At 72.2% G+C, this 20,321-nt stretch carries 19 protein-coding genes; 10 read left to right on the top strand and 9 right to left on the bottom strand.

All coding sequences use genetic code 11. From position 1 onward, the window contains the following. Positions 1 to 51: 51 nt before the first annotated feature. Genes ACFY3L_RS45555 through ACFY3L_RS45535 form a run of 5 tightly spaced genes read right to left on the bottom strand, consistent with a single transcriptional unit; the run spans position 52 to position 5,324 of the window. Positions 52 to 2,091: an ATP-binding protein gene (locus ACFY3L_RS45555; protein WP_389339561.1), complete on the bottom strand. Its 2,040-nt coding sequence runs from the start codon at positions 2,089 to 2,091 to the stop codon at positions 52 to 54. Further along, positions 2,088 to 2,450: a response regulator transcription factor gene (locus ACFY3L_RS45550; RefSeq protein WP_389339559.1), complete on the bottom strand. Its 363-nt coding sequence runs from the start codon at positions 2,448 to 2,450 to the stop codon at positions 2,088 to 2,090. The genes ACFY3L_RS45555 and ACFY3L_RS45550 overlap by 4 nt, the downstream gene beginning before the upstream one ends. A 50-nt stretch (positions 2,451 to 2,500) precedes the next feature. Beyond that, positions 2,501 to 3,826, bottom strand: a complete 1,326-nt coding sequence (locus tag ACFY3L_RS45545; protein WP_389339557.1) for a hypothetical protein — start codon at positions 3,824 to 3,826, stop codon at positions 2,501 to 2,503. Continuing rightward, complete coding sequence (locus tag ACFY3L_RS45540) at positions 3,823 to 4,044, bottom strand: hypothetical protein (RefSeq protein ID WP_389339555.1); 222 nt, start codon at positions 4,042 to 4,044, stop codon at positions 3,823 to 3,825. The genes ACFY3L_RS45545 and ACFY3L_RS45540 overlap by 4 nt, the downstream gene beginning before the upstream one ends. A gap of 59 nt (positions 4,045 to 4,103) precedes the next feature. Beyond that, the gene (locus ACFY3L_RS45535; RefSeq protein ID WP_389339553.1) at positions 4,104 to 5,324 is read right to left on the bottom strand and encodes an MFS transporter; all 1,221 of its coding nucleotides are present in this window, start codon (positions 5,322 to 5,324) and stop codon (positions 4,104 to 4,106) included. 11 nt (positions 5,325 to 5,335) lie between these two features. On the opposite strand from ACFY3L_RS45535, the gene ACFY3L_RS45530 reads away from it, so the two are divergent. Both ACFY3L_RS45530 and ACFY3L_RS45525 read left to right on the top strand, forming a co-directional pair. Further along, on the top strand, positions 5,336 to 5,932 hold the full coding sequence (locus tag ACFY3L_RS45530) for a DedA family protein (RefSeq protein WP_389339551.1): 597 nt from the start codon (positions 5,336 to 5,338) through the stop codon (positions 5,930 to 5,932). Positions 5,933 to 6,009: 77 nt separating this feature from the next. Next, positions 6,010 to 7,017 (top strand): coiled-coil domain-containing protein, encoded by a 1,008-nt coding sequence (locus tag ACFY3L_RS45525; RefSeq protein ID WP_389339549.1) that lies wholly within the window; start codon positions 6,010 to 6,012, stop codon positions 7,015 to 7,017. Positions 7,018 to 7,021: 4 nt separating this feature from the next. On the opposite strand, the gene ACFY3L_RS45520 is transcribed toward ACFY3L_RS45525, so the two are convergent. Together ACFY3L_RS45520 and ACFY3L_RS45515 are read right to left on the bottom strand one after the other, a co-directional pair. Then, positions 7,022 to 8,095: a branched-chain amino acid aminotransferase gene (locus ACFY3L_RS45520; protein ID WP_389339547.1), complete on the bottom strand. Its 1,074-nt coding sequence runs from the start codon at positions 8,093 to 8,095 to the stop codon at positions 7,022 to 7,024. 81 nt (positions 8,096 to 8,176) lie between these two features. Continuing rightward, positions 8,177 to 9,034: a spermidine synthase gene (locus tag ACFY3L_RS45515; RefSeq protein WP_389339545.1), complete on the bottom strand. Its 858-nt coding sequence runs from the start codon at positions 9,032 to 9,034 to the stop codon at positions 8,177 to 8,179. 121 nt (positions 9,035 to 9,155) lie between these two features. Here ACFY3L_RS45515 and ACFY3L_RS45510 point away from each other — a divergent pair, with 121 nt between their 5' ends. From ACFY3L_RS45510 to ACFY3L_RS45480, 7 genes are all read left to right on the top strand, one after another. Beyond that, a complete protein-coding gene (locus ACFY3L_RS45510) occupies positions 9,156 to 10,034 on the top strand; it encodes an FAD binding domain-containing protein (RefSeq protein ID WP_389339543.1) in 879 nt (292 codons plus the stop codon). Positions 10,035 to 10,036: 2 nt separating this feature from the next. Next, positions 10,037 to 10,534, top strand: coding sequence for a (2Fe-2S)-binding protein (locus ACFY3L_RS45505; RefSeq protein WP_389339541.1), 498 nt, complete (start codon positions 10,037 to 10,039; stop codon positions 10,532 to 10,534). After that, positions 10,531 to 12,906: an aerobic carbon-monoxide dehydrogenase large subunit gene (locus ACFY3L_RS45500; RefSeq protein ID WP_389339539.1), complete on the top strand. Its 2,376-nt coding sequence runs from the start codon at positions 10,531 to 10,533 to the stop codon at positions 12,904 to 12,906. The genes ACFY3L_RS45505 and ACFY3L_RS45500 overlap by 4 nt, the downstream gene beginning before the upstream one ends. 84 nt (positions 12,907 to 12,990) lie before the next feature. Then, the gene (locus tag ACFY3L_RS45495; protein ID WP_389339537.1) at positions 12,991 to 13,935 is read left to right on the top strand and encodes an XdhC family protein; all 945 of its coding nucleotides are present in this window, start codon (positions 12,991 to 12,993) and stop codon (positions 13,933 to 13,935) included. Beyond that, on the top strand, positions 13,932 to 14,795 hold the full coding sequence (locus ACFY3L_RS45490; protein WP_389339535.1) for an AAA family ATPase: 864 nt from the start codon (positions 13,932 to 13,934) through the stop codon (positions 14,793 to 14,795). Before ACFY3L_RS45495 ends, ACFY3L_RS45490 begins: the two co-directional genes overlap by 4 nt. Further along, positions 14,785 to 15,945, top strand: coding sequence for a VWA domain-containing protein (locus tag ACFY3L_RS45485; protein WP_389339533.1), 1,161 nt, complete (start codon positions 14,785 to 14,787; stop codon positions 15,943 to 15,945). Before ACFY3L_RS45490 ends, ACFY3L_RS45485 begins: the two co-directional genes overlap by 11 nt. Positions 15,946 to 15,950: 5 nt before the next feature. Further along, positions 15,951 to 16,718 carry an SRPBCC domain-containing protein gene (locus tag ACFY3L_RS45480; RefSeq protein ID WP_389339531.1) on the top strand — a complete coding sequence of 256 codons (768 nt, stop codon included), beginning with the start codon at positions 15,951 to 15,953 and terminating at the stop codon, positions 16,716 to 16,718. 85 nt (positions 16,719 to 16,803) lie between these two features. On the opposite strand, the gene ACFY3L_RS45475 is transcribed toward ACFY3L_RS45480, so the two are convergent. Together ACFY3L_RS45475 and ACFY3L_RS45470 are read right to left on the bottom strand one after the other, a co-directional pair. Next, positions 16,804 to 19,299 (bottom strand): glycoside hydrolase family 9 protein, encoded by a 2,496-nt coding sequence (locus ACFY3L_RS45475; protein WP_389339698.1) that lies wholly within the window; start codon positions 19,297 to 19,299, stop codon positions 16,804 to 16,806. Between the two features lie 141 nt (positions 19,300 to 19,440). After that, a complete protein-coding gene (locus ACFY3L_RS45470) occupies positions 19,441 to 19,890 on the bottom strand; it encodes a DUF6328 family protein (RefSeq protein ID WP_389339529.1) in 450 nt (149 codons plus the stop codon). 105 nt (positions 19,891 to 19,995) lie between these two features. Between ACFY3L_RS45470 and ACFY3L_RS45465 the strand changes: the two genes are divergently transcribed. After that, positions 19,996 to 20,319: a DUF6401 family natural product biosynthesis protein gene (locus tag ACFY3L_RS45465; protein ID WP_389339527.1), complete on the top strand. Its 324-nt coding sequence runs from the start codon at positions 19,996 to 19,998 to the stop codon at positions 20,317 to 20,319. Positions 20,320 to 20,321 lie beyond the last annotated feature (2 nt).

The raw sequence follows: 20,321 nt of genomic DNA, 5'->3' as shown, positions 1-20,321 counted from the left end.
AAAAGAACGTTCGTTCGCGTATATCGAGCATGCGCCGCCTGGCGGACTGCGTCAAGAACGAACGTTCGCTTTGGCCGGGTGGTGTACGACACTCCGCGTCGCCTCCGGCAGCGTGAACGCGAACCTGGTGCCGCCACCGGGGTTGTCCACGGCCACGATCTGCCCCCCGTGCCGCTCCACGATCCGCTTGCAGATCGCCAGGCCGAGGCCCGTGCCGGCGTAACCGGCGGAGCGGTGCGCCCGGTGGAAGTTGTTGAAGATCGCCTCGTGGTGCCCGGCGGGGATGCCGATGCCGTTGTCGGCGATCTCGACCCGGACGAGGTCCGCGTCCACCCGCTCCGAGCCGATCTCGATCCGCGGCACGACACCCGGCGCGGTGTACTTCACCGCGTTGCCGACCAGGTTGTCGACGAGCTGGCGCAGCAGCACCGGGTCGGCGTGGACGTCGTGCAGCCGGCCGATGACGAACTGCGGCGCGGCGGCGTCGCCCGCCGCCGCCAGGTCCGCCCGGGCCGTGGTCACGTCCGTGACGAGGTCCCGCAGCGGGACGTCGACGGGCGCGATGACGGCGTTGCGGGTCGTGGTGTAGGCGAGCAGGTCGTTGATCAGGTGCCGCATGCGGCCGGAGGCACGCACGATCCGGCTGAGGCTGTCGGTGGCGTCGTGCCGCTCGGCCGAATCGGGCATGCCGCGCAGCGTGTCCTCGAGGTTCTCCGCCCAGCCGTCGATCGTGGTCAGCGGGTTCAGCAGGTCGTGCGCGACGACCCCGGCGAAGGACGCGAGCTCGTCGCGCTGCCGGCGCTCGGCCGTGACGTCGTGGAAGACGACCACCGCGCCGTCGTCGCCCTGCAGGCGGCGCGCGCTGACGCTCACGATCCGCCCGTCGGGGACGCCGCTGTTGCGCACCAGCAGCTCCGCGTTGTGCACATCCTCGCCGGCGAGGGCGCGGGTGTGCGCCATCTCCTCCTGCGGCAGCCGGGTGCCGTCGGGGAGGAAGAGGCCGTAGTGGTCCGGGTCGGCGATGGCGCCACTGCCGCTGGTCACCCCGCCGAGCAGGGCGACCGCGGCGGGGTTGCGCATGGCCCAGGTGCCGTCGCCGCGGACCACGGCCAGGCCGTCGCTCATCGAGTCGACGATCGTGGTCAGCAGGCCCGCCTGCGCCGCCGCGGCCCGGCCGGTCTCGGTGAGCCGCTCCAGGAGCTCGGCGCGCTCGTCGCGGCCCAGCGCGATCGACAGCCCGACGATCGCGACCATGCCGACGAAGGCCTGCGCGACCAGCGCCCGCGTCTGGTGCGACTGGATCGTGGCGAACGGGCCGTCACCGTGCAGCGTGAAGAGCACGGCGAGGCTGCCCAGGCTGAGGTCGTGCAGGACGACGAACGTGGTGTGCAGCCGCAGCGCCGCCCAGACCGTGACGGCGAGCAGCGGAAACGCCAGCGGCAGGCCGTGGTTGAGGGCGAAGCCGACGACGTACGCGCTGATCGAGCACACGACGAGCGCCAGGTACTCGGCGAGGCGCACCGGCGCGATCCGCGCGAAGCGGATGCCGTTGCGCCACTGGTGGCCGACCCGGAGCCCGACGGACAGGATCAGCAGGATGCTCACCGTGTTGCGGGTGAGCCAGACGGCGGCGTCCATCCAGGAGAAGTGGCCCGAGACGATCCAGACCGCGGCCGGCCCGATCGTGGCGCCGGCGAGGGCGCCGGCGCCGGTCGCGACCAGCATCCGCCAGAGGTCGGCGGAGCGGGCGAGCGGCTCGTCCCCGCCGGCGCCCCACAGCCGCGGGCTGAGCCGCGCGTGCACCCGCAGGAACACGGCGACCTGGGTCAGGTTGGCCACGAAGAACCACAGCGCGAGGACGAGCGGCGCGCCGGTCGACACGTTGGCCGCCACGGTGATGACCCCGAGCATCACCGGGTCGGCCCAGCGCAGCCGCGCCCCGCGCTGCATGGAGAACCACAGGACGGTGACCCCGGCGGCAGGCCACACCAGGCTGAGGCTCGTGCCGTCCATGATGGTGAGCCGCCCGGCGAACGTGGCCAGGAGGCAGAGCAGGGACCAGGCCGCGGTCCGCGCGAGCGAGCCCGTCATCCGGGCACCAGCACCATGTCGAGCGCGGTCCGCAGGCTCTCGCTGGTGAACGGTTTGCGCAGGTACAGCGCGCCGGTGTCGCGGACCCGGGCCACCATCGCGCCGTCCCACAGCGCGGTGAGGAACATGGCGGGCAGGTCGGCGCGGTGCGCGCGGAGCCGGTGCAGCAGCTCGATGCCGTCCATGCCGGGCAGGTCGATGTCGAGGATCGCCGCCTCGGGCGGCCCGTGCGCGGCGATCGCATCGAGGGCCTCGGCGCCGGTGCCCGCCGCCAGAACCTCGTGCCCGTCGGCGCGCAGGCGCTTGACGATCAGCTCGAGGACGTCCTGCTCGTCGTCCACGACGAGAATCCGTGCCATATCGGCCCCCTGCCTGTCCTCCTGCTGATCGACAGGCGGGGGGCCGAGATTCAGCGTTTCGTGGGAACGACGTCCTGCAGGTGGCGGCCGTTGACCGAGGCCCGGCGGCCGGCGTCGACCTCGCGCTTCCAGGTGCGGACGTAGTTGGACGCGGTCAGCCGCTCCACGTCGTTGAGCTCGAGGAGGTCCCCGACGAACGAGGTCAGGGCCATCGTGTCGCGGGGGTCGTTGTCCGGGACGTGCTCGTGCAGGGCGGCGTGCACCTGGCTGCGCAGGGAGCCCTCCCGGATCGCCCGGGTCGGCGTCAGCGTGGGCTCCTCGGCGATGTCGGCGGTGGCCGTCACCTTGGACTGGCCGCGGGGACGCCGGGGCGTCGGCGGCGGGAGGATCTCGGCGATCTCGCCGCGCCACTCACCCAGCGGCGAAGCGACGGGCTCACGCGGCTCGGGCGCGGCCGGTTCGGGCGCCTCGGCGGCCTCAGGCGCCTCGGGCAGGGTCAGCTGCTCCTCGGCGGGCTCCTCGGCGGCGACCTCCGCGAGCGCGGGGCGCTGCGCGGGCTCGTCGACGACCGAGATCACCCGGGCGTCCGACGCGAGGCGGGCCGGGGCCAGGTCGGCGGCGATGAGCGCGGTGAGGCCGTCGTAGTCGGCGCCGTCGGCGAGCCGCACGGCGATCTCGTCCAGGTCGTAGACGGCGACCGCGATGTCCGCCGTCGTCGGATCGACCGCGGCGCGGATCTTGCGGTGCAGCACCTTGGCGATCGCCTTCGTGCGCACCTCCTTGCGCTTCTCCGCGCGGGCCGCGGCCAGGGACGTGTACAGCCCGAGCCGGTCGTCGGCCTTCGCCAGGTTCTTCGCGCGCAGGGTGATCCACGGGTGCCGGATCCAGTGGCCGACCACCTCGTACGCCGGCGTCGTGGGCGGCAGGTCGCCGGTGGCCCGCAGCCGGTCGCGGCGCTGGTTCTCGGTGTGCATCAGCCACACCAGGTAGCCCAGCGCCGACATGCCCGCGAAGAAGCCGGCCAGCAGCTTGTTCTCGTGCGCCAGCCAGTTGAAGGCGACCGCGAAGCCGGCGATCGCGGCGGACAGCACCCGGGAGGCCGTCGCCCGCTCACCGAGCCGGCGCCGCACGTCGGCGTTGGCCAGGACCACGATGCCGCCCAGCTCGAGCGCGCCGACGGCCGGGACGGCCCACAGCAGCGGGATACCGAGCGCTTCGACGGCGCCGGACACCTGCCCGGCGAGAGCGACGAGCAGCACCACGAAGTAGAACAGCTGCCGCATGTATGAGGTGCGCCGGACCGTGCGCTGCAGGTCGGCGTCGAGTTCGACGATTCCGGGTCGTCCGTTGCGGTGGGGGTTGTCCGGCGTGGTCACCGGCTTCTCCTGTCATCCGTTGCCGGCAGCGGGTAGCCCCGTGCCGCGAGGAACTCGGCCAGCGCGAGGTCCACGGAGCTCTGCACCGTGGTGTTGTGGTCCTCGACGAAGCGCTGCAGGGCCTGCTCGATCTCGACCCTGACCCTGGTGTTGAGCTGCACCCGCTCGAACCGGGCGCGCTGCGGCGGCATCGCCACCGCGTTGTCAGTCAGTTCCAACCCACACTCCTGCTAGCCGTTTGCTAGCCGGGACGCTAGCAAAGGACGCGTCGATGTCGTCAATCGACGCGCCGGGCCAGCGCGGCTCCGGTGAGAACGGCCGCCGCCACGCCGCCGGCGCCGGCCACGATCAGCGTCGCCGGCGCGCCTGCGGCGTCGAGCAGCAGGCCACCGGCCACGTAGGACAGCGCCGCGGCGGCCCCGACGGCGCCGTACAGGTTGGCGAAGACCCGCCCGAGCAGCGCGTCCGGCACGAGCCGCTGCAGCAGCGTGTTGCTGCCTACGTCGATCGCGGCGATGCCGAGCCCGCGGGCGGCCTGCATCGCGAACACCACCGCGGCGGCCCAGGCGACGTGCGCGAACACTCCGGTGAGGAGATTGCCGGCGGCGCTGGCCGCGAGGCCCGCGGCGAAGAGCACGGTCATCCGCACCCGGTCGGCGAGTCTCGAGAGCAGCGCGTAGCCGGCGGTGAGGCCGAACCCGACGGCGCCGAGCAGCAGTGCCGCCACGGAGTCGCCCGCCCGCAGGTCCTCCTTGGCGAGCACGACGAGGGCGACGTCGTCGACGCCGGTGCACAGCACGACCGCGCAGAAGCCGAGCGCGACGACCCGGACCGTCCGGTGCCGGGCCAGATACCCGAGCCCGGTCCGGGCTCCCCTCCACAGCGACTCGGCCTCCATCGCCCGTGAAGGCAGGCGAGGGAGGCGGACCAGCAGCGCGGCCGAGACCACGAACGACGCGGCATCGACGGCGAGCACGCCGCGGGTGCCGAGCCACGGCAGCAGGGCGGCGGCGAGCAGCGGCCCGGCCAGCTCGGCGACGTTGGTGACCAGGCCGAGCCGGGCGTTGCCGGCGGCGAGCCCTTCGGCCGGCACCAGCGACGGCACCGCGGCCCGCGACGCCGGCTGGAAGACCTGCCCGGCGACCGCCCGGGCGGCGACGAGCGCCAGCAGCAGCCACAGCGACGGCAGGGACAGCGCGATGACGGCGACCGCCAGCGCCTGGACGAGCTCGCAGCCGATCATCAACCGGCGCCGGTCGAACCTGTCGGCGAGCGCCCCCGCGAACGGCGCGACGAGCGACGGCACGAAGTCCCCGGCGAGCAGCAGCGCGGCAACCGCGAGACCCTGACCGGTCGCGGTGGCGACGTGCAGCATCAACGCCACCATGCTGAGGGTGTCGCCGGCGTACGAGATGCCGCGCGCCCCGAGAAGGATGCCGAGACCCTTCGGGGTTGTCTCGGGGTCGCTCCCTGATGCGTGCCTTATCCGCTCAGCCATAACGTCATCGCATGACCGAGTGGCTCGACCCGCTGTACAGCCTGCCCGCCGCCCTGGTGGGGCTGGCGCTGGGGCTCGTCATGCTGCTCGACTCCATTCCGCTGCTCGGCATCCTCGTCCCGGCCGACGTCGCCATCCTCACCACGGCCGGCACGGCCGACCCCCTCAGCAGCCTCGGCTGGATCATCGCAGGCTGCCTCGCCGGCTGGTCACTGAGTTTCCTGGCCGGCTGGGCGTTCGGCCAGCGGCTGCGCGAGGGCCGGTTCGGCCGCTGGGTCGGCGAGGCGCGCTGGGCGAAGGCCGACCACGTGGTGCGCACCGGCGGCAGCCGCATCCTGGTGACCGCGCCGTTCCTGCCGTTCCTCAACACGCTGGTGCCGCTCGCGGCCGGCGGGCTGCGGATGCCGTACCTGCGGTTCCTGCGCTCCGCCGCGCTCGGCTCCGCGCTCTGGGGCGGGCTCTACGTCGGGCTGGGCGTGCTCGCGACCCGACTGTCGGGGCTCCTCCCTACGGGTGACCTGACCACGGTCGCGACCATCGGCTTCGGCCTCACGTTCGGCTGGGTGGCGCTCTTCACGACCCGCCGTATCGCTACAGTCGGTAGTTGATCGGACGCGTTCTCGGTCCTGTGGATCCGGGTGACAGTCGGTAATCTGACGGCTGACCTGCCCCCGGAAGGACTCCGTTGCGCAAGCGCATCATCGCCTCGCTCCTCGCGACGCTCGTCGTCCTCGGCGCCTGGGCGGTGCCGGCCGGCGCGGCGCCGGGCGATCCGACGGCCGCCCCCGACGAGGGCAGCGCCAACATGACCCTCGGTGAGCTCCTGGACAAGGCCAACGGCGAGTTCCTGGACGCCCAGGGCATCCTGGAGGTCTCCAAGCAGCGCCAGGCGGAGCTCACCACGAAGGTCGCCGCCATGCAGCGCGACCTGGACGTGATCCTCGCCGAGGTCAACGTCATCGCCGGCGGCGCCTACCGCACGGGCGGCATCCGCACCACCGCGGCGCTGATCCAGAGCGACTCGACCGAGTCCTTCATCGAGCGCACGATGATGATCAACACCATCGCCCGGTACAACGACCGGCAGATCGGGCAGCTGACGAAGCTGCAGAAGGAGCTCGGCGAGGCGAAGAAGGCCGTCGACGCGGAGGTCGCGCAGCAGCAGGCGCAGGCCGACATCATGGCCAAGAAGAAGAAGGACGCCGAGGCGGCGCTGGTGAAGATGGGCGGCCGGGCCAACGGCTACGTCAACGTCAACTCACCCCTGGCGACCCCGGCCCCGCGCAACGCCAACGGCTCGTGGCCGAAAGAGAACTGCATCATCGACGACCCGACCACGACCGGCTGCATCACTCCCCGCATGATCCACGCGGTGAAGGAGGCCCAGAAGGCCGGCTTCACGCGCTACTACTCGTGCTTCCGGCCCTCCGGACCGTATGAGCATCCGAAGGGCCGGGCCTGCGACTTCGCCGCCCAGGCCGGCGGCTTCGGCGGGGTGGCCAGCGGCGGCGACAAGACCTACGGCACCAACCTCGCCGCCTACTTCGTCAAGAACGCGAGCGCCCTCGGCGTGCTCTACGTGATCTGGTTCCGCCAGGTGTGGACGCCGGCCGCCGGCTGGCACTCGTACAGCGGCGGCAACGGCGACCCGTCCAGCGACCACACCAACCACGTGCACCTGTCCATGATCTGACCGCCTACAGCGGCAGCCGCCAGCCGAAGGGGTCCTCCTCGGTGCCGCGCTGGATGCCGACGAGTGTGTCGCGGATCTTCGCGGTGAAGGGGCCCTCGACCGCGCCGGCGATGGTGAACTCGCCGCCGGCGGTGCGGGCCGTGCCGATCGAGCTGATCACGACACCGGTGCCGCTGGCGAAGGTCTCCTTCAGCCGGCCGGAGCGGGCGTCGTCGCGCCACTCGTCGAGGCTGTACGGGCGCTCGGTGACCGTGTACCCCAGGTGGGCGGCGAGGCGCAGCACCGAGTCGCGGGTGACACCCGGCAGGATCGAGCCGTTGAGCGGCGGGGTCACCAGCTCGCCGTCGTAGACGAAGAACAGGTTGTTACTGCCCGCCTCCTCGATGTACCGGCGCTCGACCGAGTCCAGGAACACCACCTGGTCGCAGCCGGCCTCCTGGGCCTGCGCCTGCGCGCGGAGGCTGGCGGCGTAGTTGGCGGCGGTCTTCACCGCGCCGGTGCCGCCGGGCGCGGCCCGCGAGTACTCCTCGGACACCCACATCGTGACGGGCTTCGCACCACCGGCGAAGTAGGCGCCGGCCGGCGAGGCGATGACGGCGTACAGGTACTCCGACGAGGGCCGGACCCCGAGGAACGGGTCGGTCGCGATCATGAACGGGCGCAGGTAGAGGCTCTGCCCCTCGCGCGTCGGCACCCAGTCGCGGTCCGCCTCGACGAGCACCCGCAGCGACCGCAGGAAAAGCTCCTCGGGCAGCTGCGGCATCGCCAGGCGCTCGGCGGTCACGTTGAGCCGGCGGGCGTTGGCGTCCGGGCGGAAGAACGCCACACCGCCACCCGGCTGGGCGTAGACCTTGAGACCCTCGAAGATCTCCTGCCCGTAGTGCAGGGCGGCGGTCGCCGGCGAGAGCGCCAGCGGGCCGAACGGCTCCAGCTTGGCGTCATACCAACCCTTCGTGTCGGCATACCGCACGGTGACCATGTGATCGGTGAAGACGCGACCGAAACCGGGGTCGCTCATCAGGGCGGCGCGCTCCGCGGCGGGGCGGCGGGTCGCGGCAACGGTGGCGAATTCGAGCATCCCGCGACTGTATTCGCTCACTGAACGACCCCTAAGGTCCTTCCCGGCAACTGGGCGGTAGCTTTCGGCAGGCAGCGGCGCTCAGAAGAGGTCCTTCGGGGGCTGGGGCGACTGGGTGGCGACGTCGTCGGTCACCACGCGGGCGCCGGCGACCAGGCGGTCCAGGTCACCGCCGTGCACGAGCCGCGCCGGGAACGCGTCCCCGGCGCCCGCCCGGGCGAAGCCGGCGACCGGCAGCGGCGCCGCCGACGCGGCCACGACGACGTTGCCGAACCGGCGGCCGCGCAGCACGGCTGGCTCGGCGAGCAGGCACACGTCGGCGAACAGCCGCCGCAGCGTCGCCACCTGGCCCCGCGCGAACGCCAGGCCGGTGCCGTCGGCGAGGTTCGCGGCGTACACGCCGCCGGGGCGCAGCAGCCCGGCCGCCGCGGTGACGAACTCCAGCGACGCGAGGTGGGCCGGCACCCGGGCGCCCCGGTAGACGTCGGTGATGATGAGGTCGAAGCGGCCGCCGGATGTCGTCGCCGACATGGACTCGACGGCGGCCCTGGCGTCCATCGCCCGCACCCGGATGTCGGCGCCGCGTGGCAGAGGGAGCTCCCGCCGCACCAGGTCGATCAGCGCCGCGTCGAGCTCGACGACCCGCTGCGAGGAGCCGGGCCTGGTCGCGGCGACGTAGCGGGCCATCGTCAGCGCGCCGCCGCCGAGGTGCAGCACCGACAGCGGGGCCCGCGCGGGTGCGATCCCGTCGACGATCGAGGCGAGGCGGCGCATGTACTCGAAGTCCAGCCGGCTCGGGTCGTCGAGGTCGACGGCCGACTGCGGATAGCCGTCGACCAGCAGCGTCCACCTGCCCGGCCGCCCGTCGTCGGGGAGCAGTTCGGCGACACCTCCGTCGATCTCGCTGACGATGCCGGACCCACGCTTCTGACGACCCATGGATCACACCGTAGTGACCGTTCACGAGAAGAATTTTTGTCACCGGGTGTTGTTCAATGTCGCCTTTGGGACGAACATCTTCCCGTTGGTGCCCGAATGACACTCCTCACGCGGAGGCGCGATGCAAGTACCCGCCGCATTCGAATACGCGAAAGCGACGACGGTGAGCCAGACCCTCGAACTGCTGTCCCAGTGGGGCGAGGACGCCCGGGTCATCGCCGGCGGTCACAGCTTGATCCCGATGATGAAGCTCCGCCTGTCCAGGCCGACCGCGTTGATCGACATCAACGACGTCAGCGAGCTGTCCTACATCCGGGTCGAGGGCGGCGAGCTGCGGATCGGTGCGCTGACCAGGCACGCCGAGCTGCTCGACTCCGCGCTCGTCGAGGAGCACTACCGCATCTTCCGCGACGCTGAGCGGGTGATCGCCGACCCGATCGTGCGCAACCGCGGCACCGTCGGCGGGTCGCTGTGCCAGGCGGACCCGGCCGAGGACCTCTCCGCCGCGTTCGCCGCCGTCGACGCGTCGGTCGTCATCCACGGTCCGCGGGGGTCGCGCACCGTGAAGCTGACCGAGTTCCACGTCGGGCCCTACGAGACGGTCGTCGAGGCCGGCGAGCTGCTCACCGAGGTGCGCGTGCCGATCCGCCCGGGCGGCGGCTCCGCGTACACGAAGGTCGAGCGCCGTGTCGGTGACTGGGCGGTCGCCGCGGCCGGTGCCGCGATCTGGACCGACGCCGCGGGCACCGTCAGCAGCGTCGGCATCGGCCTGGCCGCCGTGGGCGCCGAGCACTTCCGGGCGGCGGAGGCCGAGGCGTACCTCGTCGGCAAGCCCGCCACGGAGGAGAGCTTCGCCGAGGCGGGGCGCATCGCCGCCGAGCACAGCAACCCGGTCGCCGACCAGCGCGGACCGGTCGACTACAAGCGCCACCTCGCCGGGGAGCTGACCGTGCGCGCACTGCGCGCCGCCGCCGCCCGCGCGCGTGGGCAGGAGGCCTGACCATGCAGATCACCGTGACGGTGAACGGCGAAAGCCACACCCGCGACGTGGAGCCCCGGCTGCTGCTGGTGCACTTCCTGCGCAACGAGCTCGGCCTCACCGGGACGCACTGGGGCTGCGACACGTCCAACTGTGGCGTGTGCACCGTGACCCTGGACGGCGTACCGGTCAAGTCCTGCACCGTCCTGGCGGTGATGGCCGACGGCAAGCAGGTCGGCACCGTCGAAGGGCTCGAGCGTGCGGACGGTCTGGACCCGGTCCAGCAGGGCTTCGTGCAATGCCACGGCCTGCAGTGCGGCTTCTGCACCCCCGGCATGATGCTCACCGCCCGCTGCCTGCTGGACAAGAACCCCGACCCGTCGGAGCAGGAGATCCGTGAGGCGATCTCCGGCCAGCTCTGCCGGTGCACGGGCTACGAGAACATCGTCCGCTCGGTCCGCTGGGCGGCGGAGCACGAGGCGGCCGCGAAGGCTTCGGAGAAGGCGGAGGCGGCGTCATGACGGTGACCGAGAACCCCACCCCCATGGGCTTCGGCCGCATGCACCGCAAGGAAGACGCGCGGTTCGTGCGCGGCAAGGGCAACTACGTCGACGACGTCAACCTGCCCGGCATGCTGCACGGCTCGTTCCTGCGCAGCCCGTACGCCCACGCGAAGATCGTCTCGATCGACACGAGCGCGGCGGAGGCGCTGCCCGGCGTCAAGGCCGTCATCACGGGTGCGGTCCTGGAGACGCTGAAGCTGGCGTGGATGCCGACCCTGTCCTACGACACGCAGGCCGTGCTCGCGACCGACAAGGTCCGCTTCCAGAACCAGGAGGTCGCGTTCGTCGTCGCGGAGAACCACTACATCGCGCGCGACGCCCTGGAGCTCATCGAGGTCGAGTACGAGCCGCTGCCGGTCGTGGCGGACGCGAAGCAGGCCCTCGCCCCGGGCGCCCCGGTCATCCGGGACGACAAGGAGGGCAAGACCGACAACCACATCTTCGACTGGTCCGCCGGTGACGCGGAGAAGACCGACGCCGTCTTCGCCTCGTCGGAGGTCGTGGTCGGCGAGGACATCCTGTACCCGCGGGTGCACCCGTCCCCGCTGGAGACGTGCGGCGCGGTCGCCGACTTCGACAAGGTCAGCGGCAAGCTGACGATCTACTCGACCACCCAGGCGCCGCACGCGCACCGGACCGTCTACGCGCTCGTCGCGGGCCTGCCGGAGCACAAGATCCGGGTCATCTCCCCCGACATCGGCGGCGGCTTCGGCGGCAAGGTCGGCATCTACCCCGGCTACGTCCTGGCGATCGTCGGCTCCATCGTCACCGGCAAGCCGGTGAAGTGGATGGAGGACCGCAACGAGCACCTCACGGCCACCGCGTTCGCCCGCGACTACCACATGCGCGGCGAGATCGCGGCGACGAAGGACGGCAAGATCCGCGCCCTGCGGGTCAAGGTCCTCGCCGACCACGGCGCCTTCAACGGCACCGCGCAGCCGACCAAGTTCCCGGCCGGCTTCTTCCACATCTTCACCGGGTCCTACGACCTGGAGGCGGCGTCCTGCGACGTCACCGGCGTCTACACCAACAAGGCCCCCGGCGGCGTCGCGTACGCCTGCTCCTTCCGGATCACCGAGGCCGCGTACCTCGTCGAGCGCATGATCGACGTGCTGGCGTTCGAGCTGAAGATGGACCCGGCCGAGCTGCGGCTGAAGAACCTGCTCAAGCCGGAGCAGTTCCCGTACACCACGCCCACCGGCTGGGAGTACGACTCCGGCGACTACCCGCGCGCGCTCCGGCTCGCCATGGACATGGTCGAGTACGACAAGCTCCGCGCGGAGCAGGCCGACAAGCTCAGCCGCGGCGAGTACATGGGCATCGGCATCAGCTTCTTCACCGAGGGCGTCGGGGCCGGCCCCCGCAAGCACATGGACATCCTCGGCCTGGGCATGGCCGACGGCGCCGAGCTTCGGGTCCACCCGACCGGCAAGGCGGTGCTGCGGCTGTCGGTGCAGACGCAGGGCCAGGGGCACGAGACGACCTTCGCGCAGATCGTCGCGGAGGAGCTCGGCATCTCCCCCGACGACATCGACGTCGTGCACGGCGACACCGACCAGACCCCGTTCGGCCTCGGCACCTACGGCTCGCGCTCCACGCCGGTGTCCGGCGCGGCGACCGCGATCGTGGCCCGCAAGGTCCGCGACCGGGCCAGGATCGTGGCGTCGGCGATGCTCGAGGTGTCCCCGGACGACCTGGAGTGGGAGAAGGGGAAGTTCTTCGTCAAGGGCGACCCCGACCAGGCCAAGACGATCCAGGAGATCGCGATGGCCGCGCACTCCAGCCTGGAGCTGCCCGAGGGCGTCGAGGGCCACCTGGACGCGACGACAGTCTACAACCCGCCGAACCTGACCTACCCGTTCGGCGCGTACATCTGCGTCGTCGACGTGGACCCGGCCACCGGCCAGGTCAAGGTCCGCCGGTTCATCGCGGTCGACGACTGCGGCGTGCGGATCAACCCGATGATCGTCGAGGGCCAGGTGCACGGCGGCCTCGCCGACGGCATCGGCATGGCGCTCATGCAGCTCATGGCGTTCGACGAGGACGGCAACCACCTCGGCGCGTCGCTCATGGACTACCTGCTGCCGACCTCGCTGGAGTGCCCGTCGTGGGAGCTCGGCGAGACGGTCACGCCGTCGCCGCACCACCCGATCGGCGCCAAGGGCGTCGGCGAGTCCGCGACGGTCGGCTCCCCGGCCGCCGTGGTCAACGCGGTCCTCGACGCGCTGAAGCCGCTCGGGGTCCGGCACGCCGACATGCCCCTCACCCCGTCCAACGTGTGGCGCGCCGCGCAGGGCCGCCCGATCCGAACGGACCTCGCCATCTCATGAGCGGACCGAAGCGAAGCGGAGGGCTGCTCATCATGGACGCAGCCCTCAGTCAGGCCGGCGCCGGAGCGAAGCGGAGGTGACGGCATGACGGACCTCCTTCATCGCGCCGACCGGTTGCGCGCCGACCGCACCCCGTTCGTCCTCGCGACGGTCGTGCGGGCCGAGCGGCCGACCAGTGCCAAGGCGGGAGACCGCGCCCTCGTGCTGCCGGACGGCACGATGGAGGGGTTCGTCGGTGGTACCTGCGCCGAGTCGACCGTCCGTCTCCAGGGGCTCCGGCTGCTGGAGACGGGCGAGTCGACGCTGCTGCGGATCACGCCTTCGCCGGACGGTGCCGACGACGAGCGCGAGGGTCTGCTCACCGTCTCCAACCCCTGCCTGTCGGGGGGCACGCTCGAGATCTTCCTGGAGACGATGATCCCGGCGCCGCTGGTGTACGTGCAGGGCGAGGGGCCCGTCGCCCGCGCGATGGTCGACGTGGCGCGGGCGGTCGGCTGGGAGGCGGTCAGCGGCCCCGCTTCGTCGTTGCCGCTGGACGCGTCCGCGGTCGTCGTGGCCTCGCACGGACGGGACGAGATCGAGGTGCTCACCGCGGCGGTCCAGGCCGGCGTGCCGTACGTCGCGCTCGTCGCCAGCCGGAAGCGGGCTCTTGCGGTCCTCGGCGAACTGCCGCTGACCGACCTGGAGAAGGCCCGCATCCATGCGCCGGCGGGCCTGGACATCGGCGCCCGGACCGCGCCGGAGATCGCGCTGTCGATCCTCGCCGAGGTCATCTCCCGCCGGCCGCGGCAGACGGCCCCGCCGCCCGGGCGGATCGAGCTGCCGCTGCTACAGCCGGTCGCGAAGCTCGCGCCCGGTTCGAAGCTCGCGCCCGCTTCGAAGGTGGCGGTCGCGAAGGACGTCGTGTGCGCGATGGACGTCGCGATCTCGCCGGACGCGCTGCAGTACGAGCACGAGGGCACCATGTACTACTTCTGCGGCTCCGGCTGCCGGCGGGCCTTCATCGACAACCCGGCCCGGTACCTGTGACGGCGTCGGTCGAGGAGCTGGTCGACGGCCTGTCCCAGCAGGGCTACCTCGCCGACCAGGGGCTCGCCACGGCGCTGTTCCTGTCGGTGCGGCTCGGCCAGCCGATCCTGCTCGAAGGGGAGCCCGGGGTCGGCAAGACCGCCGCCGCGGGCGCCCTCGCGGCGTTCCTGCGGACGCCGCTGATCCGGCTGCAGTGCTACGAGGGGCTCAGCGCCGCCGAGGCCCTGTACGAGTGGAACTACCCGCGCCAGCTGCTGGGGATCCGGCTCGCCGAGGCGCGCGGCGAGGTGCCCCGCGAGGCGGACCTGTTCGCCCCGGAGTACCTGCTGCGCCGGCCGCTGCTCGCCGCGATCGAGCACCCCGGGCCGCGCCCCGCGGTGCTGCTCATCGACGAGGTCGACCGGGCCGACGACGAGTTCGAGGCGTTCCTGTTCGAGCTCCTGGCGGAGGGGTCGGTGACCATCCCCGAGCTGGGGACGCGGACCGCCGTGGTGCCGCCGGTCGTCGTGCTGACCAGCAACCGGACCCGTGACCTGCACGACGCGCTGCTGCGGCGCTGCCTGTACCACTGGATCGGCTACCCCGACGCGCACCGGGTCGCGGCGATCATCCGGCAGCGGGTGCCGGGCGCCGACGAGCTCCTCGCCGCCCAGGTCGCCGGGGCGGTGTCGCGGCTGCGCGGGCTGGACCTCGCCAAGCCGCCCGGTGTCGCCGAGGCGATCAGCTGGGCCAACGCGCTGCGCCTGCTGGGCCTGCCCCTGGACGAGAAGTCCGCCGACGCGACCCTCGGCGCCGTGCTGAAGTACCGCGAGGACGAGGAGCTGGCCCGCCGGACGGGCCTGGCGGACCTTGCCTCGTGACCGGGGTGACCTGGCGGGGCTCGTCGCGGCGTTCGGCGCGGCGCTGCACGACGCGGGCCTGCCCGTCGGGCCGGACCGCGGCGAGCGCTTCGCCCGCGCCGTCACGCTGCTCGCCCCCACCACCACCGCGGAGCTGCACCGCTGCGCGCGGGCGACGCTGACCTGCCACCCCGAGCAGTTCGAGATCCTCGACCGGGTCTTCGACGCGATCTTCCGCGGCTACGCCGACGACCCGGCCGACTTCCGCGGCGACCCCAACGCCACCGGCACGGCCACGACCACCAGGTCCGGCGGCTTCTCGAGCGCGGGCCCGCCGGCCGAGTCGCCGTCCCCCTCGCAGGCGCCCGCCCGGGAGGTCGAGGTCCCGGTCACGACCGTGGGCAGCGCGGCGGAGCGGCTCGCCTCCCGGGACTTCGCCACGCTCACGCCCGAAGAGCTCGCGACGCTGCAGGACCTGATGCGGCGGCTCGCCGTCGCCACCCCGCCGCGGCGGACCCGCCGCATGCGCTCACGGACCTTCGGGGACGCCGTCGACCTGCGGGCCACCCTCCGGCGGGCCAGGCGCACGGGCGGGCACCCGGTGCGGCTGATGCGCCGGGAACCCCGGCTGCGGCCGCGGCGGCTCGTCGCGCTGTGCGACATCTCCGGATCCATGGAGCCCTACGCCAGGGCGATGCTGCAGCTGCTGTACTGCGCGGCCGGCACCTCGCGCGCCGAGGTGTTCACGTTCGCCACCCGGCTGACCCGTCTCACGAAGGTGCTCGCCCGCACCCGCCCGGCCGTCGCGCTCGCCCGCGCCGGGCAGGCCGCCCCCGACTGGTCCGGCGGCACCCGCATCGGGGCCGCGCTGAAGGCCTTCAACGACGGCTACGGCCGCCGCGGGATGGCCCGCGGCGCGATCGTCCTCATCGTCTCCGACGGCTGGGAGACCGGCGACCCGGCGCAGGTCGGCGTCGAGATGGCCCGGCTGTCCCGCCTCGCCCACCGGATCGTGTGGGTCAACCCCCGCACCCAGAGCCCCCGCTACCAGCCCCTCGTCGGTGGCATGGCCGCCGCGTGGCCCTACTGCGACGCGGTGGTCAGCGCCCACTCCCTCACCGCTCTCGACCCCCTCCTGGCCGCGCTCGAAGGCCATTCTCGAAGGACGTGACCGTCATGCTGCTCACCAATGAGTTCGTCGTCCACCGCCCCCTCGACGAGACCTGGTCGGTGCTCACCGACCTGGAGCGGATCGCGCCCTGCATGCCCGGCGCCCAGCTGACGTCGGTGCAGGGGGACGAGTACCACGGCAAGGTCAAGGTGAAGGTCGGCCCGATGACCGCCCAGTTCTCGGGCGTTGCCACCTTCAAGGAGCTCGACGCCTCGGCGCACCGGGCGGTGATCGACGCCCGCGGCCGCGACGCGTCGGGCAAAGGTCGCGCGTCGGCGCTGGTCACGGCCGTACTGGCGGCGGAGGGCGACGCGACGAAGGTGACCGTCGAGACGGACCTGACGATCGCCGGGCCGCTCGCGCAGATGGGCCGCAGCACGATCGGCGACATCAGCACCCGGCTGCTCGGTCAGTTCGTCACCAACCTGGAGGCGCAGCTGGCCGAGACGGCGGCGCCCTCGGCCGAGACGGCGGCGCCCTCGGCCGAGACGGCGGCGCCCTCGGCCGAGACGGCGGCGCCCTCGGCCGAGACGGCGGCGCCCTCGCCCGAGCAGGTGGAGGAGGTCGAGGCGATCCTGCCGACCGCGCCCGTCCCCGACGCGAACGGCGTGACGACCGCGCCCGCTCAGCAGGCCGTCCGCGTCATCGAAGGCCCTGATGCGGCGCCCGTCGATCTGCTGGAGACCGCCGGGACCACCAACATCGTGAAGATCGCGGTTCCGGTCGTCATCCTGATCGCGGCGGTCGTCGCGCTGGTCGTCTGGCTGGTCTGAACGGCTCCGGAACAGGGCGAGGGGCACCGGCCGGGTTGCGGCCGGTGCCCCTCCTTTCCTCACCCCATCCGATGCGGCCGCCCAATCAACCGCAGGTGAAGACCGCCGGGGCCGCGTTCGGACCCCACGCCACCTTGCCGACGAGCAGGATCGTCGTCGACTCGCCCGGCTTCAGCCGGCTCTGCCACGGCTTGACCTTCACCGAGGCGCCGGTCTGCGTCGCGGTGCCGTTGACCGCGAGGTCGACCTTCTGCGTGCCGGTGTAGGCGAAGCCCAGCGCCCAGTTGTTCAGCGTCTGGCGGGACGTGTTGCGGACCGTCACGGAGGCGATGTAGACGCCACCGAGGTCCAGGACCCTGGTGTAGCTGACGGTGCACGGCGACGCGGCGACCGCGCCACCCTCACCCTGGTCCGCGAGGAACGACGACACCCACGACAGGGTCGAGTTCCAGTTGATGGTGATCTCGTTGGTCGACCACGACTCGATGTCGTCGACGTAGCAGAACTGCGGCTTGCAGCCCGCCAGGATCTTCGACGCGACCGGGTCCTGGATCGAGGAGTTCGGCCCGCCCGACAGCGATCCGGCCGGCGGGTTGGGCAGCGCCGGGTTGAGCTGGTGGGCGTACATCCGCGAGTGCTGGTTGTGCGAGTTGCGCTCACCGTAGCCGGTCACGTAGGACTGGTTGAGCGCGTTGCGGCCGAGGATGTAGTCCATGCCCGTCACGACGCCGTCGCGGAAGGCGGTGTCGCCGCTGATGTCGTATGCCGTGGCGATGACGACCAGGTTGTTCATGATGAGGCCGTTGGAGCCCCAGTCGAACTTCCCGTTGGACGGGTTGTAGGCGATGTTGTACGCGTTGCCCCGCAACGTCTGCAGGTAACCGCGGGCACCGTCCACAACGGACTGCCGCACCCGCGCCCGGTCGGGCAGCGCGTTGGGCACGGTCGCGAGGTCGAGCCGGCCGGCCGTCGCGGTGAACTTCCAGTCGAAGCCCTCCGGGCGGAACACGTCGGCGGTGTGCCACGGCGACGCCACGACCGCGTCCTGGTACACCTTCTCGCCGGTGCTGATGAACAGCTCCGCCGCGGCCCAGTAGAACTCGTCGGTCACGTTGTCGTCGTCGTACGCGCCGCCGCCGGTGCCGTCGGTGACGAGGGCGTAGCGGGCCGGGTTGGCGACCGCCGCCGCGTACGCCGTCTTCGCCGCGGCGAGCAGCTTCGCGGCGAACGCCTTGTCGTAGGGCTGGAAGAGCCGGGCGCCTTGGGCGGCGGTCGCGGCGAGGTTCAGCGTCGCGGCCGTCGACGGGGCGTGCAGCTCCCGCGGCTGCGGGTCGGCGGCAGGGTCGAGCGGCAGGCCCGTCCAGGCGGCGTCGTGCACCTTGTGGTGCACCATGCCGGCGAGGGGCTTGCCCGCCGGGACCTGCATCCGCAGCATGAACTCGAGCTCCCAGCGCGCCTCGTCGAGGACGTCGGGCACCTGGTTGCCGTGCTCCGGGATGCGCAGCGAGCCGTCGCCGAGCCTGTCCGCGCGGGCGCCGGCGGCGACCTTGGTCCGCTCGAAGGTGCTCAGCAGCTGGTACACGGAGATGCCGCCGTTGACGACGTACTTGCCGTGGTCGCCGGCGTCGTACCAGCCACCGCGCACGTCGAGACGGTAGTCGCACACGCCCGGCTGGCACGGGACGTCCGTGTCGCCCTGGTTGGGCGCGACGCCGAGGTGGCCGGCCGCGCGGGCGTAGCCGGGGGCGATGCTGCCGAGGATCTCGATGCCGCTGCGCTGGGTGTAGTACCAGGACAGCGAGTCGGTGCGCAGCTTCTCGTAGGCGGCGTTGACCCCGATGTCGAACGGCACGCTGGTCTCGCCGTCGGCGGTCAGCGTGTATCCGGCGCCCTTCACGCGGAACGCGCTGAAGTCGGCCGTCTGGACGTTCTGGCCGGACGTGGCGTCGACCCCGGCCGGCGTGGTCGTGCCGGTGGCGACGACCGTGCCGGCGGCGTTGCGCAGCTGCCACGGCAGGCCGGCGGTCGCCTCGGTGACGACCGTGGCGGCCTTCGGGCCGTCGGCGAGGTAGCCGACCTGGTTGACCCGCACGCGGGGGCCGGTGTCCGGGACGTACACGGGCGGCGGAGCACCTCCCTGCAGCGAGATGTCGTCGAGGCACAGCGTCCAGGCGGTCGCGCTGCCGCCGACCTGGAACGCGACCTGGCCCGCGTCGGTGTCGGCCGCCGCGGTGAACGTGTAGCTGTAGGTCTGCGGCGACGCGGTGAGGGCCGGTGCCGCGGAGAGCTCCTGGGTGTACGGCGGCGCCGCGAGCTGGACGTTGGCCCGGATCGTCACCGGCATGGTGGCGCTGGCCTTGAAGGCGAGCCGGTACGACTCGCCGGCCTGCAGCTTGACGGCGTTCTGCCCGATGATGGCGTCCCACGGGTTGGTGGTCCCGGCGGGGATGGCCGCGCACAGCTGCCCGTTCACGACGGAGGCCGGCGCGTTGCCGGTCCACCACCACGGGTCGGTGCCGCTGTCGAAGGTGCCGTTGACGAGCTGTTCTGCCGGATCGGCGAATGCGGCGGACGCGGTCATCGGCACGACCAGGACCGCCGCGACTAAGGCGAGCGAGAGTTTGCGCTTCACACAGACACCCCTTGTGGCGGAAGGGAATTGGGAGCGCTCCCACTGTGGCTTACGGCACACAGGGTGTCAATACTCAGGTTGCCGAGCGCTTCAGCGCTTCATGGTGGGGAACACGTACCAGACCACGATGAACGACACCCCGAGCGCGGCGGCCACGGCGATCGCCCACGACATCGCGACGACGACCTCGAACACCAGGAACACGGCGCCGACCACGGAGAGCCACAGGAACGCGAGCCCGACCTGCGCGAGCCTGTCGCTCGCGTCGACGAGCTCCCTCTTGCGCCCCCGGCGGAACAGGATCCGGTGATGGCTGACGGGGGCGATCAGGCACAGCGTCGCCAGGGCGGTGAGCACCAGCGTCACGATGTACGTTCCACGCTGGACGGCCGTGATCTCCGCGAACCGCTGGTTGAACGGGATCGTCAGCAGGAATGCGAACAGGATCTGCACGCCGGTCTGCGCGACGCGCAGTTCCTGCAGCAATTCGTTCCAATTCCGGTCGGAACGCTCAATTGGACTCTCGTCGCGATCGGCCATGCGGGTCCTTTTACCCAACGGGTCGCCAGAACGAAACTGGCGATCAGGTCAAACCCGGCGCGTCGGGGCTGCGACCGATCGCATGCTGGGCTTATCGTCGCGAGCGTGAGCGCACCCTTCGATGAGCTGACGTCCGGTCGACGCGCGTGGATCGCCCGGGCCGGCCTGGCCGAGCTCGCCTCCGCCGTCGGGCGCCCCGGCCGCGTGGCGGTCTCCGTGCGGCCCGACCTGCTGGCACGGGTCGACCAGCACGCCGCCGCGATCCGCGAATCCCTCGGCGGCACGCTGCTCGACCCGGTGGCCCTCGCCGGTTACGCGGCGGCGATCCGCGACGCCGCCCGGGACGCGGGCGAGACCCTCGATGACTGGTCCCGCCCGACCTGGGCGATGCTCCGCCTGCTGGCGGTCTGCTCGCTGATCCCGTCTTAGGC

Source organism: Dactylosporangium sp. NPDC000521 (genome assembly GCF_042898305.1).
GTDB lineage: Bacteria > Actinomycetota > Actinomycetes > Mycobacteriales > Micromonosporaceae > Dactylosporangium.
This window is presented reverse-complemented; position numbering and strand designations above follow the sequence as displayed.